16 protein-coding genes are annotated in these 15,548 nt (G+C 66.8%); 8 read left to right on the top strand and 8 right to left on the bottom strand.

From position 1 onward, the window contains the following. Window positions 1-49: 49 nt before the first annotated feature. From ABIE58_RS01570 to ABIE58_RS01545, 6 genes are all read right to left on the bottom strand, one after another. Window positions 50-1,114 carry a dihydropteroate synthase gene (locus ABIE58_RS01570; protein ID WP_354542912.1) on the bottom strand — a complete coding sequence of 355 codons (1,065 nt, stop codon included), beginning with the start codon at window positions 1,112-1,114 and terminating at the stop codon, window positions 50-52. Window positions 1,115-1,117: 3 nt separating this feature from the next. Next, a complete protein-coding gene (locus ABIE58_RS01565; protein ID WP_354542931.1) occupies window positions 1,118-2,044 on the bottom strand; it encodes a methylenetetrahydrofolate reductase in 927 nt (308 codons plus the stop codon). Window positions 2,045-2,074: 30 nt separating this feature from the next. Next, window positions 2,075-2,371, bottom strand: coding sequence for a virulence factor (locus ABIE58_RS01560; protein WP_354542911.1), 297 nt, complete (start codon window positions 2,369-2,371; stop codon window positions 2,075-2,077). Between the two features lie 224 nt (window positions 2,372-2,595). Beyond that, window positions 2,596-3,234 (bottom strand): 50S ribosomal protein L25/general stress protein Ctc, encoded by a 639-nt coding sequence (locus ABIE58_RS01555; RefSeq protein WP_354542910.1) that lies wholly within the window; start codon window positions 3,232-3,234, stop codon window positions 2,596-2,598. A gap of 161 nt (window positions 3,235-3,395) precedes the next feature. Beyond that, entirely contained in the window at window positions 3,396-4,559 is a 1,164-nt protein-coding gene (locus tag ABIE58_RS01550) for an alpha-hydroxy acid oxidase (protein WP_354542909.1), read from the bottom strand. A gap of 93 nt (window positions 4,560-4,652) precedes the next feature. Beyond that, the gene (locus ABIE58_RS01545) at window positions 4,653-5,576 is read right to left on the bottom strand and encodes a phosphotransferase (RefSeq protein WP_354542908.1); all 924 of its coding nucleotides are present in this window, start codon (window positions 5,574-5,576) and stop codon (window positions 4,653-4,655) included. 102 nt (window positions 5,577-5,678) lie between these two features. Here ABIE58_RS01545 and ABIE58_RS01540 point away from each other — a divergent pair, with 102 nt between their 5' ends. Genes ABIE58_RS01540 through ABIE58_RS01525 form a run of 4 tightly spaced genes read left to right on the top strand, consistent with a single transcriptional unit; the run spans window position 5,679 to window position 9,878 of the window. Then, complete coding sequence (locus ABIE58_RS01540; RefSeq protein ID WP_354542907.1) at window positions 5,679-5,921, top strand: exodeoxyribonuclease VII small subunit; 243 nt, start codon at window positions 5,679-5,681, stop codon at window positions 5,919-5,921. Further along, window positions 5,921-6,823, top strand: coding sequence for a polyprenyl synthetase family protein (locus ABIE58_RS01535; RefSeq protein WP_502950051.1), 903 nt, complete (start codon window positions 5,921-5,923; stop codon window positions 6,821-6,823). Before ABIE58_RS01540 ends, ABIE58_RS01535 begins: the two co-directional genes overlap by 1 nt. A 23-nt stretch (window positions 6,824-6,846) precedes the next feature. After that, a complete protein-coding gene (gene dxs / locus ABIE58_RS01530; protein WP_354542906.1) occupies window positions 6,847-8,775 on the top strand; it encodes a 1-deoxy-D-xylulose-5-phosphate synthase in 1,929 nt (642 codons plus the stop codon). A 20-nt stretch (window positions 8,776-8,795) separates the two neighbouring features. Then, window positions 8,796-9,878, top strand: a complete 1,083-nt coding sequence (locus ABIE58_RS01525; RefSeq protein WP_354542905.1) for a PQQ-dependent sugar dehydrogenase — start codon at window positions 8,796-8,798, stop codon at window positions 9,876-9,878. Between the two features lie 62 nt (window positions 9,879-9,940). Here ABIE58_RS01525 and ABIE58_RS01520 read toward each other — a convergent pair whose 3' ends face one another. After that, window positions 9,941-10,939 carry a GlxA family transcriptional regulator gene (locus ABIE58_RS01520; RefSeq protein WP_354542904.1) on the bottom strand — a complete coding sequence of 333 codons (999 nt, stop codon included), beginning with the start codon at window positions 10,937-10,939 and terminating at the stop codon, window positions 9,941-9,943. Between the two features lie 174 nt (window positions 10,940-11,113). Here ABIE58_RS01520 and ABIE58_RS01515 point away from each other — a divergent pair, with 174 nt between their 5' ends. Then, entirely contained in the window at window positions 11,114-12,484 is a 1,371-nt protein-coding gene (locus ABIE58_RS01515; RefSeq protein ID WP_354542903.1) for a class II 3-deoxy-7-phosphoheptulonate synthase, read from the top strand. 15 nt (window positions 12,485-12,499) lie between these two features. Here the strand turns inward: ABIE58_RS01515 and ABIE58_RS01510 are convergent, their stop codons facing one another. After that, a complete protein-coding gene (locus ABIE58_RS01510; protein ID WP_354542902.1) occupies window positions 12,500-13,153 on the bottom strand; it encodes a PAS domain-containing protein in 654 nt (217 codons plus the stop codon). Window positions 13,154-13,429: 276 nt separating this feature from the next. Between ABIE58_RS01510 and ABIE58_RS01505 the strand changes: the two genes are divergently transcribed. Genes ABIE58_RS01505 through ABIE58_RS01495 form a run of 3 tightly spaced genes read left to right on the top strand, consistent with a single transcriptional unit; the run spans window position 13,430 to window position 15,545 of the window. Continuing rightward, window positions 13,430-14,329, top strand: coding sequence for a YicC/YloC family endoribonuclease (locus ABIE58_RS01505; RefSeq protein ID WP_354542901.1), 900 nt, complete (start codon window positions 13,430-13,432; stop codon window positions 14,327-14,329). 56 nt (window positions 14,330-14,385) lie between these two features. Next, window positions 14,386-15,027, top strand: a complete 642-nt coding sequence (gmk, locus tag ABIE58_RS01500; RefSeq protein WP_354542900.1) for a guanylate kinase — start codon at window positions 14,386-14,388, stop codon at window positions 15,025-15,027. Then, on the top strand, window positions 15,024-15,545 hold the full coding sequence (locus tag ABIE58_RS01495; protein WP_354542899.1) for a gamma carbonic anhydrase family protein: 522 nt from the start codon (window positions 15,024-15,026) through the stop codon (window positions 15,543-15,545). Before gmk ends, ABIE58_RS01495 begins: the two co-directional genes overlap by 4 nt. Window positions 15,546-15,548: the final 3 nt, after the last annotated feature.

The following is a 15,548-nucleotide window of genomic DNA, read 5'->3' as shown; positions in this document are numbered from 1 at the left end:
TTGCCCCCCAAATGGAAACCCCCGCCAAGCGGCGGGGGTTTGTCGCGGCTCAGGCGCGGCGGCGGCGGCTCCGGCTGCCCGCGCGCCCGCCGCTGCGCACCTCGTCGCCGGGCTTGGGCGGGGCCTTGTTGAACTTGATCCAATTGCCGCCGTGGGGATCGTTGTTCATCAGGAAATTGGCGGCCATGATCGCCTCCATCTCCTTGCCCGCGCGCGGCTTCATAGAGCCAAGGCCGAACAACTGGCAAAAGGTCTCGTCGTCGAGATCCTCGGGCAGGATCAGACCGGCGGCGGCGATCTCGGCGCGCTTGGCCTCGATCTCGGCCTGTTTCACCGGCAGCGCGATCGGGTTCATGATCGCGCTGGTCATCCCCGCCTCGATCGCCATCGGCAGAAAGGCGTTGTTGATCCCGTGCCGGTTGGGCAGGCCAAAGCTGATATTGGACGCCCCGCACGTGGTGTTGACGCCCAGCTCCTCGCGCAGGCGGCGCACCAGCGTGAAGACCTGCCGCCCCGCCGTCGCCATCGCGCCCACCGGCATGACCAGCGGGTCGACCACGATATCATGCGCCGGGATGCCGAAATCGGCGGCGCGCTCGACGATCTTCTTGGCCACGGCAAAGCGCACGTCCGGGTCTTCGGAAATGCCGGTATCGTCGTTGGAAATCGCCACCACCGGCACGTTGTATTTCTTCACCAGCGGCAGCACGTATTCGAGCCGCTCTTCCTCGCCCGTCACCGAATTGAGCAGCGGGCGGCCATGCGCGGCCTTCAGCCCGGCCTCAAGCGCGGCGGGCACGGACGAGTCGATGCAGAGCGGCAGATCGACCAGCCCCTGCACCAGCTCGACAATCGCCGTCATCAAGGGCGGCTCGGTCTCGTTGGGGTTGGGGTTGGAATTATAGACCACGCCCGCGTTGATATCGAGCACGGTGGCCCCGGCGGCGGCCTGCGCCACGGCATCGGCCTCGACGGTGGAATAATCGCCCGCTTCCAATTCAGCGGCCAGCTTCTTGCGCCCCGTGGGGTTGATGCGTTCGCCAATGACGCAGAACGGCTCGTCAAAGCCGATCACGGCGGTCTTGGTCTTGCTCTCGACGATGGTGCGGGTCATGTCTTATCCTTGCTTGTCGGCCGGGGTGCCCGAGGCACCGCCGTTGTCGATCACCCATTGGGCATTGGTCTTGATCCCGCCCAGCGGGAAGAAATGAACGCGCTCGATCAGGCAGGCCGGATCGGCGGCCTTGTGCGCGGCGAGCGCCGCGAGAACCTCTGTCGGCTCGTAGGGCAGCAGAAGCTTGGACACATCCATCGCGCGTTTCTGCAAGACTTTCAAGGACGGCCCGACGCCGCAGGCGATGGCGAACTTGATCAGCGTCTGCAATTTCGCGGGGCCGGCAATGCCGATATGGATGGGCAGGGTGATGCCTGCGTCGCGCAGGGCGTCGGCCCATTTGATGATGGGTTTCGCATCAAAGGCGAATTGCGTGGCAATCGCCATCTCGGCATCGGTGGTCTCGGAAAACGCCTGTTTCCAGCGCAGCGCGTCCTCGACGTTTTTCATGCTGCCATCGGGGTCGATGTCGCGGTTGCCCTCGGGGTGGCCCGCCACATGCAACCGCTTGAACCCCGCGCGGTCAAACGCGCCCGATTCCAAGAGTTGCATTGAGGAATGGAAATCGCCATGCGGCTGCGCCACGCCACCCGCCAAGAGGAGCGCCTGATCGACGCCCGCCTCGCCCTGATAGCGCGCGATCCAGTCATTGAGCGTGGCCGCATCCTTGATGATCCGCGCCGGGAAATGCGGCATCACCGCATAGCCATCGCGCGCCAGCCGCGCGGCGGTGGCCACCATGTCCTCGATGGGCGTGCCCTCGATATGGGCGATATAGACGCGCGTGCCCGCGGGCAGCAGGGCGCGGAAATCCTCGACCTTCTCGGCTGTGCGCGGCATCACCTCGATGGAATAGCCCTCGAGGAACGCCTCCACCTCGCGATTGACGGGGGCCGCGCTCTCACGCTTGCGGAAATTCAACAGTGCCATCACGGCCTCCCATATGGATCGCGGGGGCATTCACGCCCAGCCATCGTTTGCAATCAGCGCCTTCAGGCGCGCCTGATCGTAATCGGCATCGAGCCGCGCGGCCTCGCTTTTCGCGACCTCCTCCGCCTCGCCCTCTACCGGGTAGGGAGCGGCCTTGCGCCATTCGGCAAGATAATCATCAGTGCCGCCCGCGCCCGTCTTCATCGCCGCGCGGTCGATGGCCTGCTCGAAACGCTCGGGCAATTGCACCTTCGCGCCGCGCCGCCCCTTGCCGACGATGACCTGCGCGGGAATGTCGCGCCAGTAAACGATGGTGACATCAACCATGACCGATTCCTTTTTCCACGGCTCTGTCTAGTGGACGCAAGGCCGCGCGCAGGGCCGGATTTCGACTTAACAGCGACGCGTTGCGACGCACATAGTCTAGCCGCGCCGCCGCGGGCCTGCCACCGCGCGCCATCTGAATAATTCTCACGATGATGTTGGGGCGGAACATGCAAAACGGGCGGCGCTTGCAGCACCGCCCGTTGCAGATACGTGGCTGGCCGGGCTCAGGCCTCGGCGCTGGCCTCTTCGTCGGCTTCGTCGCCATCCTCGTCCGCGTCCTGGCTGCGCAGCGCCGAGGGGGCCGAGATGTTGCAGATCACGAAATCGCGGTCGATGGTGGGCTTTGAGCCCGCCGGCAGATCGACCATCGAGATGGTCATCGTGTCGCCGACATTCTCCAGCTTGGTGAGGTCAACCACCACCTTCTCGGGGATGTCGCCCGCCGTCACCACAAGCTCGACCTCGGGGCGCACCACGGTCAGAACGCCGCCCTTGCGGAGCGCCTTGCACTCTTCCTCGCCGGTGAATTCGACATGGATGAAGAGGTTGATCTTGGTGGTGCGGCGCAGGCGCATGAAATCGACATGCGTCGGCAAGTCCTTGACCACGTCGCGCTGCACGTCGCGGCAGATCACGCGCACATCCTCGTGGCCATCGACCTTCAGGTTGAACAGCGTCGACTTGAACCGCCCCTTGCGCAGCCGCTTGAGCAGCTCGTTGAACGGCATCTGGATGGGCAGCGGGTCCACATCCCCCCCGAAAACGATCCCCGGAACCATATGCGCACGACGCGCGGCACGAGCGGCGCCCTTGCCTGTCCCCGTGCGTTCCTGGGCGTGAAGATCAGGAATTTCTCCAGCCATGTTAAATCTCCATAGGTTAGGGCGGGGTGCCTCCAAGGCTGTCACCCCGCGTGAGGATGCGCTGATAGACCACGCCCGCCCGCTTGGAAAGGGCCAAAAGGCGCGAATCCGGGTTTCTTCTTGGTGAAAATACCCATTTTCCGCCCTGTGGGCTGCGCGCCTTACGCCCAGTCGCCCTCGAAATCGCGCGGGATCATCAGCACGTCGCGATCGAGATCATGCACATCGCGCCGTCCGCACAGCCCCATCGTGGTATCCAGTTCCTTGTGGATCACCTCGAGCGCGCGGGTCACGCCCGCCTCGCCCTGCGCGCCCAGCCCATAGACGAAGGCGCGCCCGATATAGGTGCCGCGCGCGCCAAGCGCGAGCGCCTTGAGCACGTCCTGCCCCGAGCGGATACCGCTGTCGAGATGCACTTCGATGCGGTCGCCCACGGCATCCAGGATCGCGGGCAGCGCGCGGATGGCCGAGAGCGCGCCATCAAGCTGCCGCCCGCCATGGTTCGACACGATGATGGCATCGGCACCGACGTTGAGCGCCTCCGTGGCATCGCGCGCATCGATGATCCCCTTGATGATGAGCGGGCCGTCCCACATCTTGCGAAACTGCCGGATGCGGTCCCAATCGAGCGCCTGATCGAACGCCTCCGCCGTCCAGGCCGAGAGCGACGAGGGGTCCGTTACCCCTTTGGCATGGCCCACGATATTGCCGAAACTGCGCCGCTTCGTGCCCAGCATGCCCAGGCCCCAGTGCACCTTGGTCATCATGTTGGCCACCGATTTCACGGTGAGCTTGGGCGGGGCCGAAAGGCCGTTCTTGAGATCCTTGTGGCGCTGCCCCAGCATCTGCAAATCGACCGTTATCATCGCCGCCGAGCATTTCGCGGCCTTCGCCCGGTCAAACAGGCGTTGCATGAAATCATCGTCCTTGAGCGTGTAGACCTGAAACCAGAACGGCTTTTCGGTATTCTCGGCCACGTCCTCGATGGAACAGATCGACATGGTCGAGAGGGTGAACGGCACACCGAATTTTTCCGCCGCGCGCGCCGCCTTGATCTCGCCATCTGCGTGCTGCATCCCGGTGAGGCCCACCGGCGCCAGCGCCACCGGCATCGCCACCTCCTGCCCGATCATGGTGCTGGCAAGGTTGCGCCCGGTCATGTCGATGGCCACCCGCTGTTTCAGCAGCAGCCGCGCGAAATCATTGGTGTTGTCGCGAAATGTCTGCTCGCTCCAGCTCCCCGATTCCGCATAATCATAGAACATCTTGGGCACGCGGCGGCGATAGATCTGCTTGAGATCGTCGATATTGGTGATGACGGGCATGGCGCTCTCCGAAATTGGTCAAGTCTCTTTACCGCTACGGGGCGCATCGCGCAATCACTCGGTTTGACGCAACCAGGCCCCGCTTCCGGGGCGTCACACGGGGCCAAGCGCGGTCAGATCCTCGCCAAGCGCGCGATAGACCCGCTCGGCGATGCGGATGCGCCGGGGCCGCAGCGCCGGGCCCTCGACCCGGAGAAGCGCCTCGACGCCGAGAAAGAACGGCAGCACCAGCCGCCGCTCGGCCTCGGTCAGGGCAAAGGCCTCGGCAAAGGCCTCGCACATCCCCGCATCCACCCCGCACCATGCCCGCCCCGAAGGGCAAAGCCCGCGCCGCGCCAGATGCATCAGCATCCGCGCGATATCCTTGAGCACCGGCAACCGCCCCGACGCCCCGGTGTCGATGCCTGTCAGGCGGTCGCCCTCCACCAGCAGGTTGTTGGGGTGGAAATCGCCGTGGCAGATTGCCACCCGCCACTCGGCCCCGTCGATCCGCGCGGCAAGCCGCGTGATCTCGGCCAGAATCCCCGCCTCGATGCCGCGCAACTGCGCGAAGGGTTGCGCCTGCGCCGCCCGCTCGGCGCGTGCCAGCCACCCCGCGCAGCGCGCGCCACGCCAGACCTCGGACACATCCGTATAGCGCCGCAGCCACGCGGCGGCGGGGGCTAGCGCGGCGCTGCGGCGGCGGGCGGGCAGGGCCGCAATATGATCGAGCAAAGGCTTGCCCGCGACCTCTTCCATCACGATCAGGTGGTGCTCGGGCAGATAGGCCAGCGGCTCGGCCACGCGGAACCGCGCACCCTGCATATAGGGCCAGATGCGGCAGGCCTCGTGCCATTCGCGCGCCTGCAACCCGGCGGTCTCGGGGGCGGCAAAGCGAAAGATCGCGGCGCGCCCCTGCCACAGCCCCGCATGGATGCGCCGCTTGCCCGGAACGTGGCGGATGAGCGCACCGATCCATGCCCCCTCGGGCAGGTCATCCGCAGGTATCGGGGCGGGCAGGGGGGCGGGATCGCTCATGCGCGGCAGTTTTTCCCAGCACCCGGCGGGCGTCAACCGAATTGCACCGCCGTTCCCACGCCGCTATGCTTTGCCCCGAGGATCAGGCAGCAGGAGCACCCCATGGCGCAAACACCGGTCACGGAGCTGAGCTTCGAGCAGGCGATGGCAGAGCTTGAGCAGGTCGTGGGCCGGCTTGAGCGCGGCGATGTGGCGCTGGACGAGTCGATCACGCTTTACGAGCGCGGCGCGGCTCTCAAGAAACGCTGCGAGGCCAAGCTCAAGGAAGCCGAGGAAAAGGTGGCCGCGATTACCCTCGACGCCGAGGGCGCGCCTACCGGCACGGTGCCGGCCGAGGGGCCGTGATGGCGCGCGACACGCCCGCCACCGCACCGCCGCTCGATCACGAGGCGCTGGCGCACGATGCCGCCCTTGCGATGGGCTGCATCGAGACGGCGCTTGCGGCGCAGGACGGTCCCGTGGCTGAGGCGATGCGCTATGCCACCCAAGGCGGCAAGGCGCTGCGTGCGGTTCTGGTGATCGAGGGGGCGCGGCTTTTCGGGATTGCACGCGCGGATGCGGCCCCGGCGGCGGCGGCGATCGAGGCGGTTCATGCCTATTCGCTCATCCATGATGATCTGCCCTGCATGGATGATGACGACATCCGGCGCGGCAAGCCCACCGTGCACCGCCAATGGGACGATGCGACGGCGGTGCTTGCGGGTGACGCGTTGCAGGCGCTGGCCTTCGATCTTCTGTGCGACACGCCCTGCCCGGAGGCCGCGCGCCTCGCGCTGGTGCGCGGCCTCGCCCGCGCCGCCGGTATCGGCGGCATGGTCGGCGGGCAGGCGCAGGATATCGCCGCCGAAAGCGCGGCCACGCCCCTCACGCTTGACGAGATCACCCGCCTTCAGGCGGGCAAGACCGGCGCGCTCATCTGCTGGGCGGCGACCGCAGGCGCGGTGATGGCAGAGGCCACGCCCGCGCAAACCCGCGCCTTGCAATGCTACGGCGAATGCCTCGGCCTTGCCTTCCAGATCGCCGATGACATTCTCGATGTCGAGGGCGACGCCGCGCTGACCGGCAAGGCCGTGGGCAAGGATGCCGCCGCAGGCAAGGCCACGTTCGTGTCGCTGCTGGGCCTCGATGCGGCCCGCGCCCGCGCGGCGGAACTTGTGGACACCGCCTGTGACGCCCTATCTGTGTTCGGTGACAAGGCGCATTGCTTGCAGGCGCTCGCGCGCTTCGTTATCTCGCGCCATAGCTGAGCGCCACGCCGGGAAGGGGTTTCATGTCCGACAGACCACAGACACCGCTTCTGGATCAGGTGCACATCCCTGCCGATCTCAAACGGCTGAGCGATGCGCAACTGCCGCAGCTTGCCCGCGAATTGCGCGCCGAGACCATCGCGGCGGTCTCGGAAACCGGCGGCCATCTGGGCGCAGGGCTGGGCGTGGTCGAACTGACCGTGGCGCTGCACCATGTCTTTGACGCGCCGCGCGACAAGATCATCTGGGACGTGTCGCACCAGTGCTACCCGCACAAGATCCTCACCGGGCGGCGCGACCGTATCCGAACCCTGCGGCAAAAGGACGGGCTGTCGGGCTTCACCAAGCGATCCGAATCCCCCTACGATCCGTTCGGCGCGGCGCATAGCTCCACCTCGATCAGCGCGGCGCTCGGCTTTGCCGTGGCGCGCGATCTGGGTGGTGCCTGCGAGACCGGCCATGGCGATGCCATCGCGGTCATTGGCGACGGGGCGATGTCGGCGGGCATGGCCTTCGAGGCGCTCAACAACGCGGGTCACCTTAAGAAGCGCCTGATCGTGATCCTCAACGACAACGAAATGTCGATCGCGCCCCCCGTCGGCGCGCTCTCGGCCTATCTGTCGCGGCTTTACGCGGGCGCGCCGTTCCAGGATTTCAAGGCCGCCGCCAAGGGCGCGATCTCGATGCTGCCGCCGCCCTTTCAGGAGGGCGCGCGCCGCGCCAAGGACATGCTCAAGGGGTTGGCCGTCGGCGGCACGCTCTTCGAGGAGTTGGGCTTCAGCTATCTAGGCCCCATCGACGGCCACGATCTCGATCAGCTCCTGCCGGTCTTGCGCACGGTCAAGGATCGCGCGACCGGGCCGATGCTCATCCATGTGCTGACCAAGAAGGGCAAGGGCTATGCCCCCGCCGAGGCCGCGCGCGATGGCGGCCACGCGACGGCGAAATTCGACCTCGTCACCGGCAAGCAGCACAAGGCCCCGTCGAACGCGCCGAGCTATACCCGCGTCTTTGCCGATGCGCTTCTGGCCGAGGCGGCGGACGATCCGCGCATTTGCGCGGTGACGGCGGCGATGCCCGATGGAACGGGGCTGAACCTCTTTGCCGAGCGCTACCCCTCGCGGCTTTTCGATGTGGGCATTGCCGAACAGCACGCGGTGACGTTCTCCGCCGGTCTTGCGGCGGGGGGGATGCGGCCCTTTTGCACGCTCTATTCCACCTTTCTGCAACGCGGCTATGACCAGGTGGTGCATGACGTGGCCATTCAGCGCCTGCCGGTGCGTTTCGCCATTGATCGCGCCGGGCTTGTCGGCGCGGACGGGGCGACCCACGCGGGCGCGTTCGATATCGCGTTCCTCTCGAACCTGCCCGGCTTTGTGGTGATGGCCGCCGCCGACGAGGCGGAACTCAAACACATGGTCGCCACCGCCGCGCGCCACGATACCGGCCCCATCGCGTTCCGCTATCCGCGTGGCGAGGGCACCGGCGTGGAGATGCCCGAACGCGGCGTGCCGCTTGAGATTGGCAAGGGTCGCGTGATCCGCGAGGGGGCGGGCGTGGCGATCCTGTCCTTTGGCACGCGGCTTTCAGAGGTGATGCGCGCCTGCGAGGCATTGGCCGCGCGCGGGATCACCCCCACCGTGGCGGATGCCCGCTTCGCCAAGCCGCTCGACCGCGACCTGATCCTGAACCTGGCGGAAACCCACGAGGCGATGCTCACCATCGAGGAAGGCGCGATTGGCGGATTTGCTAGCCATGTCAGCCAGTTGCTGGCCGAAGCTGAGGTATTTGACCGAGGCTTCCGGTTCCGTTCGATGGTGCTTCCCGACAGTTTCATCGACCAGGCCAGCGCCGCGGACATGTATGCCACCGCGCGCCTCTCGGCCACGGATATCGAGGCGCGGGTGCTCGCGCTCATGGGGCTGGGGCAGGTGAGGGACAAGCGCGCCTGACAGAGCAAAGGAGACCCGACATGATCCGCCTTGCCGCCCTCCTGACGATCCTCTTGACGTTTCCTGCGCAGGCCATGGAGACCCGCGACGGCCCGGTCACCGTCACCCGCATGATCGCGGGGCTGGAAGAGCCCTGGGCGCTTGGCTTTCTCCCCGGTGGCGGGGTGCTGGTGACCGAACGGGACGGGCGGTTGCTGCTGCACCACGACGGCAAGACGCGCGCGGTGACAGGCGTGCCAGAGGTTGCCGCGCGCGGGCAGGGCGGCTTGCTCGACGTGCTGGTGCCGCGCGATTTCGCAGCCACGCGCACGCTGTTTTTCACCTATGCCAAGGCGCAAGCCGAGGGCGAGGGCACGGCGGTGGCGCGCGCGCAGCTTTCGCAGGATGCCACACGGCTGAGCGACTGGCGCGTGATTTTCGAGATGGCCCCCGGCTCGTCGGGCGGGCGGCATTTCGGCTCGCGGCTGGTCGAGGGGGCGGATGACACGCTTTACGCCACCATCGGCGAGCGCGGCGACCGTCCGTCGGCGCAGGATCTGACGCGCGAGAACGGATCGGTGATCCGCATCAATCGCGACGGCAGCATCCCGGCAGACAATCCGTTTACCGTCACGCCCGGCGCGCGGCCCGCGATCTGGTCCTGGGGCCACCGCAACCCGCAGGGCGCGGCGCTCGATCCCGAGGGGCGGCTCTGGGTGGTCGAGCACGGCGCAAAGGGCGGCGACGAGATCAACCGCATCCGGCGCGGTGCCAATTACGGCTGGCCGGTCATCTCCTACGGGCAGCACTATTCCGGCGAGAGGATCGGCGAGGGCACCCACAAGGAGGGCATGGAACAGCCCGCATTCTACTGGGACCCGTCAATCGCGCCCTCGGGGATGATGATCTATTCGGGCGCTCTCTGGCCCGAATGGCGCGGGCATGTCTTTGTGGGCTCGCTCAAGTTCGGGCTGATCTCGCATCTCGCAGGCCAGCCCCTGCGCGAGATCGAGCGCCTGAAATCGCCCCACACGGCGCGCCTGCGTGATATCCGCGAGGCCCCCGATGGCAGCATCTGGTTTCTCAGCGTGGGCAATGGCGCGGCCTACCGGATCACGCCATGACTGCCGATCCTGCCCCGAAATCTTCAAAAGATTTCGGACCGCTTTCTTTTCAAGAAAGCGGCTTACACCGATAGCCGCGCACCATGCGTGCCGCGCTCGCGATAGGGCGTGGTCTGGTAATGCGCGCGGTAACATTTGGAGAAATGCGACGGCGAGGCAAAGCCGCAGGCCAGCGCCACGTTGATGACCGTCATATCGGTCTGCATCAATAGGTTGCGCGCCTTTTGCAGGCGCAATTCCATGTAATAGCGCTTGGGGCTGCGGCTCAGGTAGCGGCGGAAAAGCCGCTCAAGCTGGCGCGTGGACATGCCCACCTCGCGCGCGAGGATCGAGGGGCTGATCGGCTCCTCGATATTGCCCTCCATCATCTGGATGACCTGGCTTAGCTTGGGGTGGCGCACGCCGATGCGGGTGGGCACAGACAGGCGCTGCGTGTCCTGATCGGTGCGGATCGTGGAATAGATCTGCTGATCGGCCACCGCATTGGCAAGCTTTTCGCCATGTTCGTCGGCAATCAGGCTCAGCATCAGGTCAATCGACGCGGTGCCGCCCGCCGTGGTCATGCGGTTGCCGTCGATGACAAAGATCGACTTGGTGAGCGTCACTTCCTCGAATTCCTCGAGAAAGGCATCGTGGTTCTCCCAATGGATCGTCGCGCGCTTGCCATCGAGCAGCCCGGCCTTGGCCAGCACATAGGATGCCGTGCACAGGCCCGCGATGCGCAAGCCCCGGCGCGCCTCGCGGCGCAGCCAGTTGAGCATCCTTTTGGTCGCCGTGCGCTGGATATCGACGCCGCCGCACAGGACCACAACATCCTCGCGGCTGAGTTCCCCAAGCGGCATATCGACGTGAAACCGCACCCCGTTGGAGCAGGTCACCACATCCTCGGTCTCGCCGGTCAGTGCCCAGGTATAAAGCTGTGCCCCCGCCATGCGGTTGGCGATACGCAGGCATTCCAGCGCGCCCGCGAAACTCAGCAGGGTGAACTGATCGAGCAGCACGAACACGAACCGCGTCGGCGCGCGGGGCACATCCACCTTGACTGTCACGACATCCGACATGCGCCCCCCCCTCTCGCATCGCTCGGGCCCCACTGTCACCAAACTGTCGCGATTCACAAGCCAAACACGCGTGAGCCATGTCGTATTTCAACCAAAACCGCTTCTGGTCTCTGCCTTTCGTGTCGCTTATATAGAATCTTGATCGAATACCGAATGACAAGGCGGAGACCGACGATGACGGAGTGGCAGAAAACCGGCTGGCGCGCGAAAGAGCGGGTGCAGATGCCGGATTATCCCGATGCAGAGGCGCTGGCCCGCGTTGAGGACCGCCTGCGCCAGTATCCGCCGCTGGTCTTTGCCGGTGAGGCGCGCCGCCTCAAGCGCGCGCTCGGGGCCGCCTCGCGCGGCGAGGCGTTTCTGCTCCAGGGCGGCGATTGTGCCGAGGCGTTCGATCAGTTCAGCGCCGATGCGATTCGCGACACGTTCAAGGTGATGCTGCAAATGGCGATGGTGCTGACCTACGGGGCCAAGGTGCCCGTGGTCAAGGTGGGGCGCATGGCAGGCCAATTCGCCAAACCGCGCTCGGCCCCCACAGAGGTGGTGGACGGGGTCGAGCTGCCCAGCTATCGCGGCGATATCATAAACGATCTGCCCTTCACGCCCGAGGCGCGCATTCCCGCGCCCGAAAAGATGTTGCAGGCCTATACGCAGGCCGCCGCCACGCTGAACCTGCTGCGCGCCTTCTCCACGGGCGGCTATGCCGATATGCACCAGGTCCACCAATGGACGCTGGGCTTCACCGAGAGCGAGAAGGCCGCGCGCTACCGCGAGATGGCCGGTCACATCGCCGACGCGCTCGATTTCATGAAGGCGGCGGGCGTCGACAGTGACAGCGCGCACACGCTCAAATCGGTGGATTTCTACACCTCGCATGAGGGTCTGTTGCTGGAATACGAAGAGGCGCTGTGCCGGCTCGATTCGACCTCCGGGAAGTGGCTGGCGGGGTCTGGCCACATGCTCTGGATCGGCGACCGCACGCGCCAGCCGGATGGCGCGCATGTGGAATTCCTGCGCGGGGTGCAAAATCCCGTCGGCCTCAAATGCGGCCCGACCATGACATCCGAGGATCTCAAGCGGCTTCTGGCCACGCTCAACCCCGAGAACGAGGCCGGGCGGCTGACGCTCATTGCGCGATTCGGGGCGGGCAAGGTGGGCGAGAACCTGCCGCGCCTTATCCGCACGGTCGAGGAAGAGGGCGCGCGTGTGCTCTGGGTCTGCGATCCGATGCATGGCAACACGATCAAATCGGCCTCCGGCTACAAGACCCGGCCCTTTGATGCGGTGCTGCGCGAGGTGCAGGAGTTCTTTGCCATCCACCGCGCCGAGGGCACCATCCCCGGCGGCGTGCATTTCGAGATGACCGGGCAGGACGTGACCGAATGCACCGGGGGCATGCGCGCGCTATCGGAGGAAAGCCTGTCGGCGCGCTATCACACCGCCTGCGATCCGCGGCTGAATGCCAGCCAGTCGCTGGAGCTTGCCTTTCTCGTCGCCGAGGAACTCAAGGGCCTGCGCCAGCATATGGGCGCGGCGCAGGCGGGCTGAAATCCGGGCTGATCCTCAGGTAACCAGCCGCAGGTGGGCGCGGTCGCGCGGGCCGGGGGCGCGCCGCACCGCGCCGCCCGCCACCGCGCGCAGCATCGGGGCGCGGTGGCGCGCGGCACCATCAAGCGGCAGCACCTCGGTCTGCGCGATGGCAAAGCGGCGCGGGCTGCGCCCGATGGGCCCATGCGCGACCAGACAGCCCAGCGTGCGCGAGATATCGCCCAGGTCGCTGCGCAGCGGCAGCATCATCAGCGTGGCCAACAGCGCGGGCCGTCCCAGCCCCCGGCGGCTGTGCAACGCCATGCGCAGGATCGCGGGCCCGTCGAAGAGATCCACCAGCCGCAGGCCAAAAGCGTCGCGATCGCCGGGCGCGATGAAACAGGCCAGCGGCATTCCGCGCACCTCCATGCCCATCAGGTCGTTGAGCTGCATCCCTGCCACCCGCAACCGCACCACGCCGGGCGCGATGCGTTCGGCGATGAAGGCGCTGGAAATCAGGGGCTCGATTCCGCGCGGGTCGATATCGGCGCGCCGGGGCACGTCATGGCCGTGGCGGCACGCCTGCCAATGGGCGCGAAAGGCGCGCAACTGGGCCTCGATGCCTGTCTCCGCTTTCACGTCGTGGCTGTCGGCGGTCAACTCGCCGGTTTCCTTGTGATCGTCCCACATGATCCTGCCCCTTCCTCGCCCCCTCACGCCCCCGCGTGCCGCTACCGCCCTGCGCGCGCTGGCCACGATCCGCGATTGCGGGTAACGCCGCGCCTGCACCATCGGACGGTGCATCAAGAGTGCCATAATTTGCCTCGCATGTATCTAAAATTCGCGGCATCTGGTTAACCCTCGCGGGGCCGGGATTGCGCCGAAAGCAGGCGGGCCGCGTGCTTGCCAGCCCTGCGCGCAATGGCTAACAGGGGGCAACAGCGCCCAAGGAAAGGCCCGCCAACCATGCTCCGCTCGATGACCGCCTTCGCCACGCGCAGCGGCAGCCACGCCACGCGCGACTGGACATGGGAGATGCGCGGCGTCAACGGCAAGGGGCTCGATCTGCGGCTGCGCCTGCCCGAGGGGGCCGAGGCGCTGGAGGCCCCGCTACGCGCGACCGCGGCCAAGCGGCTGGCGCGCGGCAACGTGACGGTGATGCTGCGCCTTCGCGACACAAGGGCAGCGGGCGCGCTGACGCTCGACGCCGAGGCGCTCGATGTGGCGCTCGCGGCGCTGGCCGAGACCGAGTGCTGCGCCGATGCGCGCGGCCTGACGCTGGGGCCATCGACGGCGGCGCAGGTGCTGGCGCTGCGCGGCTTGCTCGAGGTGGGCAGCGAGGGCACCGAGGCCGCCGGGCTGGACGAGATCACCCCCGCCCTCACCGCCGATTTCGAGGCGCTGCTGGCCGAGTTCACGGCCATGCGCGAGGCCGAGGGCGCGGCGCTTGGCGCGGTTCTAGGCGGCCAGATCGACCGGATCGAGGCGCTGACCGGTGCCGCCACCGACGCGCTCGACGCGCGCGCCGAGACCATCGCGCAGGCGCATCGCGCGGCGCTTGCGCGCGTCACCGAGCACGCCGCGCAGGCCGATCCAGACCGCATCGCGCAGGAACTGGCGCTGGTCGCGGTGCGCCTTGACGTGACCGAAGAGCTTGACCGCCTGCGCGCCCATGTGGCGGCGGCGCGCGCCCTCTTGGCGCAGGGCTCGCCCGTCGGGCGCAAGCTCGATTTTCTGGCGCAGGAATTCATGCGCGAGGCCAACACGCTGTGCTCCAAGGCGCAGCACGCGGGGCTGACGGCGGTGGGGCTGGACCTCAAGACCGTGATCGACCAGATGCGCGAGCAGATCCAGAACGTGGAATGAGCGGAGAGGGGGGACATGGGTATTTGGACCAAGAAGAAGATGCCGGGGGGCGCGCGATGACGGATCGGCGGGGCCTCCTGATTATCCTCTCATCGCCGTCGGGTGCGGGCAAGTCCACGCTGTCGCGGCGGCTTCTGGCGTGGGATGAGACGCTGGGCTTTTCGGTCTCGGCCACCACCCGCGCGCCGCGCGAGGGCGAGGTGGACGGGGTGGATTACCATTTCCTGCGCGAGGAAGAGTTCAAGCGGCAGGTCGCGGCGGGAGAGATGCTGGAACACGCCCATGTCTTCGGCAATTTCTACGGCTCGCCGCAGGGCCCGGTGCAGGCCGCCATCGACGCGGGCCGCGATGTGCTCTTTGACATCGACTGGCAGGGCGCGCAGCAGATCCGCAACTCGGCGCTTGGCGGGCACACGCTGTCGATCTTCCTGCTGCCGCCCTCGATCCGCGAATTGCACCGCAGGCTTCAGGAGCGCGGCAAGGACGCGCCCGAGGTGATCGCGCGGCGGATGCAGAAAAGCTGGGACGAGATCAGCCATTGGGACAGCTATGATTTCGTGCTGGTCAACGACGATCTTGACACCAGCGAGGCGCGTCTGCGCACCATCATCGAGGCCACCCGCCTGCGCCGCACACAACAGCCCTGGCTCAACGACCATGTCCGCCGCCTGCAAACCGAATTCGAGGAAACGCTATGACGCTTTATGCCCTGGACGGGATCGCCCCGCAGACCGACCCCGATAGCTGGATCGCGCCCGATGCCAACGTGATCGGCGCCGTGATGATCGGGGCCGGGGCCTCGGTCTGGTTCGGCGCGACGCTGCGCGGCGACAACGAGGAGATCCGCGTGGGCGCGGGCAGCAATGTGCAGGAAAACTGCGTGCTGCACACCGATATGGGCTATCCGCTAAGTATCGGGCCGGGCTGCACCATCGGCCACAAGGCAATGCTGCACGGCTGCACCATCGGCGAAAACAGCCTTATCGGGATGGGGGCCACCGTGCTCAACGGCGCGGTCATCGGGCGCGATTGCCTGATCGGGGCGGGGGCGCTGGTGACCGAGGGCAAGGAGATCCCCGATGGCAGCCTCGTGATGGGCGCGCCGGGGCGGGTGGTGCGCAGCCTTGATGCGGCGGCCATTGCCGGGCTGCGCGCCAGCGCGCTGCATTACCAGGACAACATGCGCCGCTTTCGCGCCGGACTGAGCGAGGTCTGAGCG

It is taken from the genome of Roseovarius sp. MBR-78 (assembly GCF_040547535.1).
GTDB lineage: Bacteria > Pseudomonadota > Alphaproteobacteria > Rhodobacterales > Rhodobacteraceae > Roseovarius.
The sequence above is the reverse complement of the archived record's forward strand: the minus strand, read 5'-3'. Positions and strand labels throughout refer to the sequence as shown.

What these genes read in the sequence shown, in the direction of transcription:
- ABIE58_RS01515 (WP_354542903.1), top strand. Translation starts at nt 11,114, where the DNA reads ATGACGGAGTGGCAGAAAACCGGCTGGCGCGCGAAAGAGCGGGTGCAG.
- ABIE58_RS01520 (WP_354542904.1), bottom strand. Translation starts at nt 10,939, where the DNA reads ATGTCGGATGTCGTGACAGTCAAGGTGGATGTGCCCCGCGCGCCGACG.
- ABIE58_RS01495 (WP_354542899.1), top strand. Translation starts at nt 15,024, where the DNA reads ATGACGCTTTATGCCCTGGACGGGATCGCCCCGCAGACCGACCCCGAT.
- ABIE58_RS01545 (WP_354542908.1), bottom strand. Translation starts at nt 5,576, where the DNA reads ATGAGCGATCCCGCCCCCCTGCCCGCCCCGATACCTGCGGATGACCTG.
- ABIE58_RS01505 (WP_354542901.1), top strand. Translation starts at nt 13,430, where the DNA reads ATGCTCCGCTCGATGACCGCCTTCGCCACGCGCAGCGGCAGCCACGCC.
- ABIE58_RS01570 (WP_354542912.1), bottom strand. Translation starts at nt 1,114, where the DNA reads ATGACCCGCACCATCGTCGAGAGCAAGACCAAGACCGCCGTGATCGGC.
- ABIE58_RS01565 (WP_354542931.1), bottom strand. Translation starts at nt 2,044, where the DNA reads ATGGCACTGTTGAATTTCCGCAAGCGTGAGAGCGCGGCCCCCGTCAAT.
- ABIE58_RS01525 (WP_354542905.1), top strand. Translation starts at nt 8,796, where the DNA reads ATGATCCGCCTTGCCGCCCTCCTGACGATCCTCTTGACGTTTCCTGCG.
- ABIE58_RS01550 (WP_354542909.1), bottom strand. Translation starts at nt 4,559, where the DNA reads ATGCCCGTCATCACCAATATCGACGATCTCAAGCAGATCTATCGCCGC.
- ABIE58_RS01555 (WP_354542910.1), bottom strand. Translation starts at nt 3,234, where the DNA reads ATGGCTGGAGAAATTCCTGATCTTCACGCCCAGGAACGCACGGGGACA.
- gmk (WP_354542900.1), top strand. Translation starts at nt 14,386, where the DNA reads ATGACGGATCGGCGGGGCCTCCTGATTATCCTCTCATCGCCGTCGGGT.
- ABIE58_RS01510 (WP_354542902.1), bottom strand. Translation starts at nt 13,153, where the DNA reads ATGTGGGACGATCACAAGGAAACCGGCGAGTTGACCGCCGACAGCCAC.
- dxs (WP_354542906.1), top strand. Translation starts at nt 6,847, where the DNA reads ATGTCCGACAGACCACAGACACCGCTTCTGGATCAGGTGCACATCCCT.
- ABIE58_RS01535 (WP_502950051.1), top strand. Translation starts at nt 5,921, where the DNA reads ATGGCGCGCGACACGCCCGCCACCGCACCGCCGCTCGATCACGAGGCG.
- ABIE58_RS01560 (WP_354542911.1), bottom strand. Translation starts at nt 2,371, where the DNA reads ATGGTTGATGTCACCATCGTTTACTGGCGCGACATTCCCGCGCAGGTC.
- ABIE58_RS01540 (WP_354542907.1), top strand. Translation starts at nt 5,679, where the DNA reads ATGGCGCAAACACCGGTCACGGAGCTGAGCTTCGAGCAGGCGATGGCA.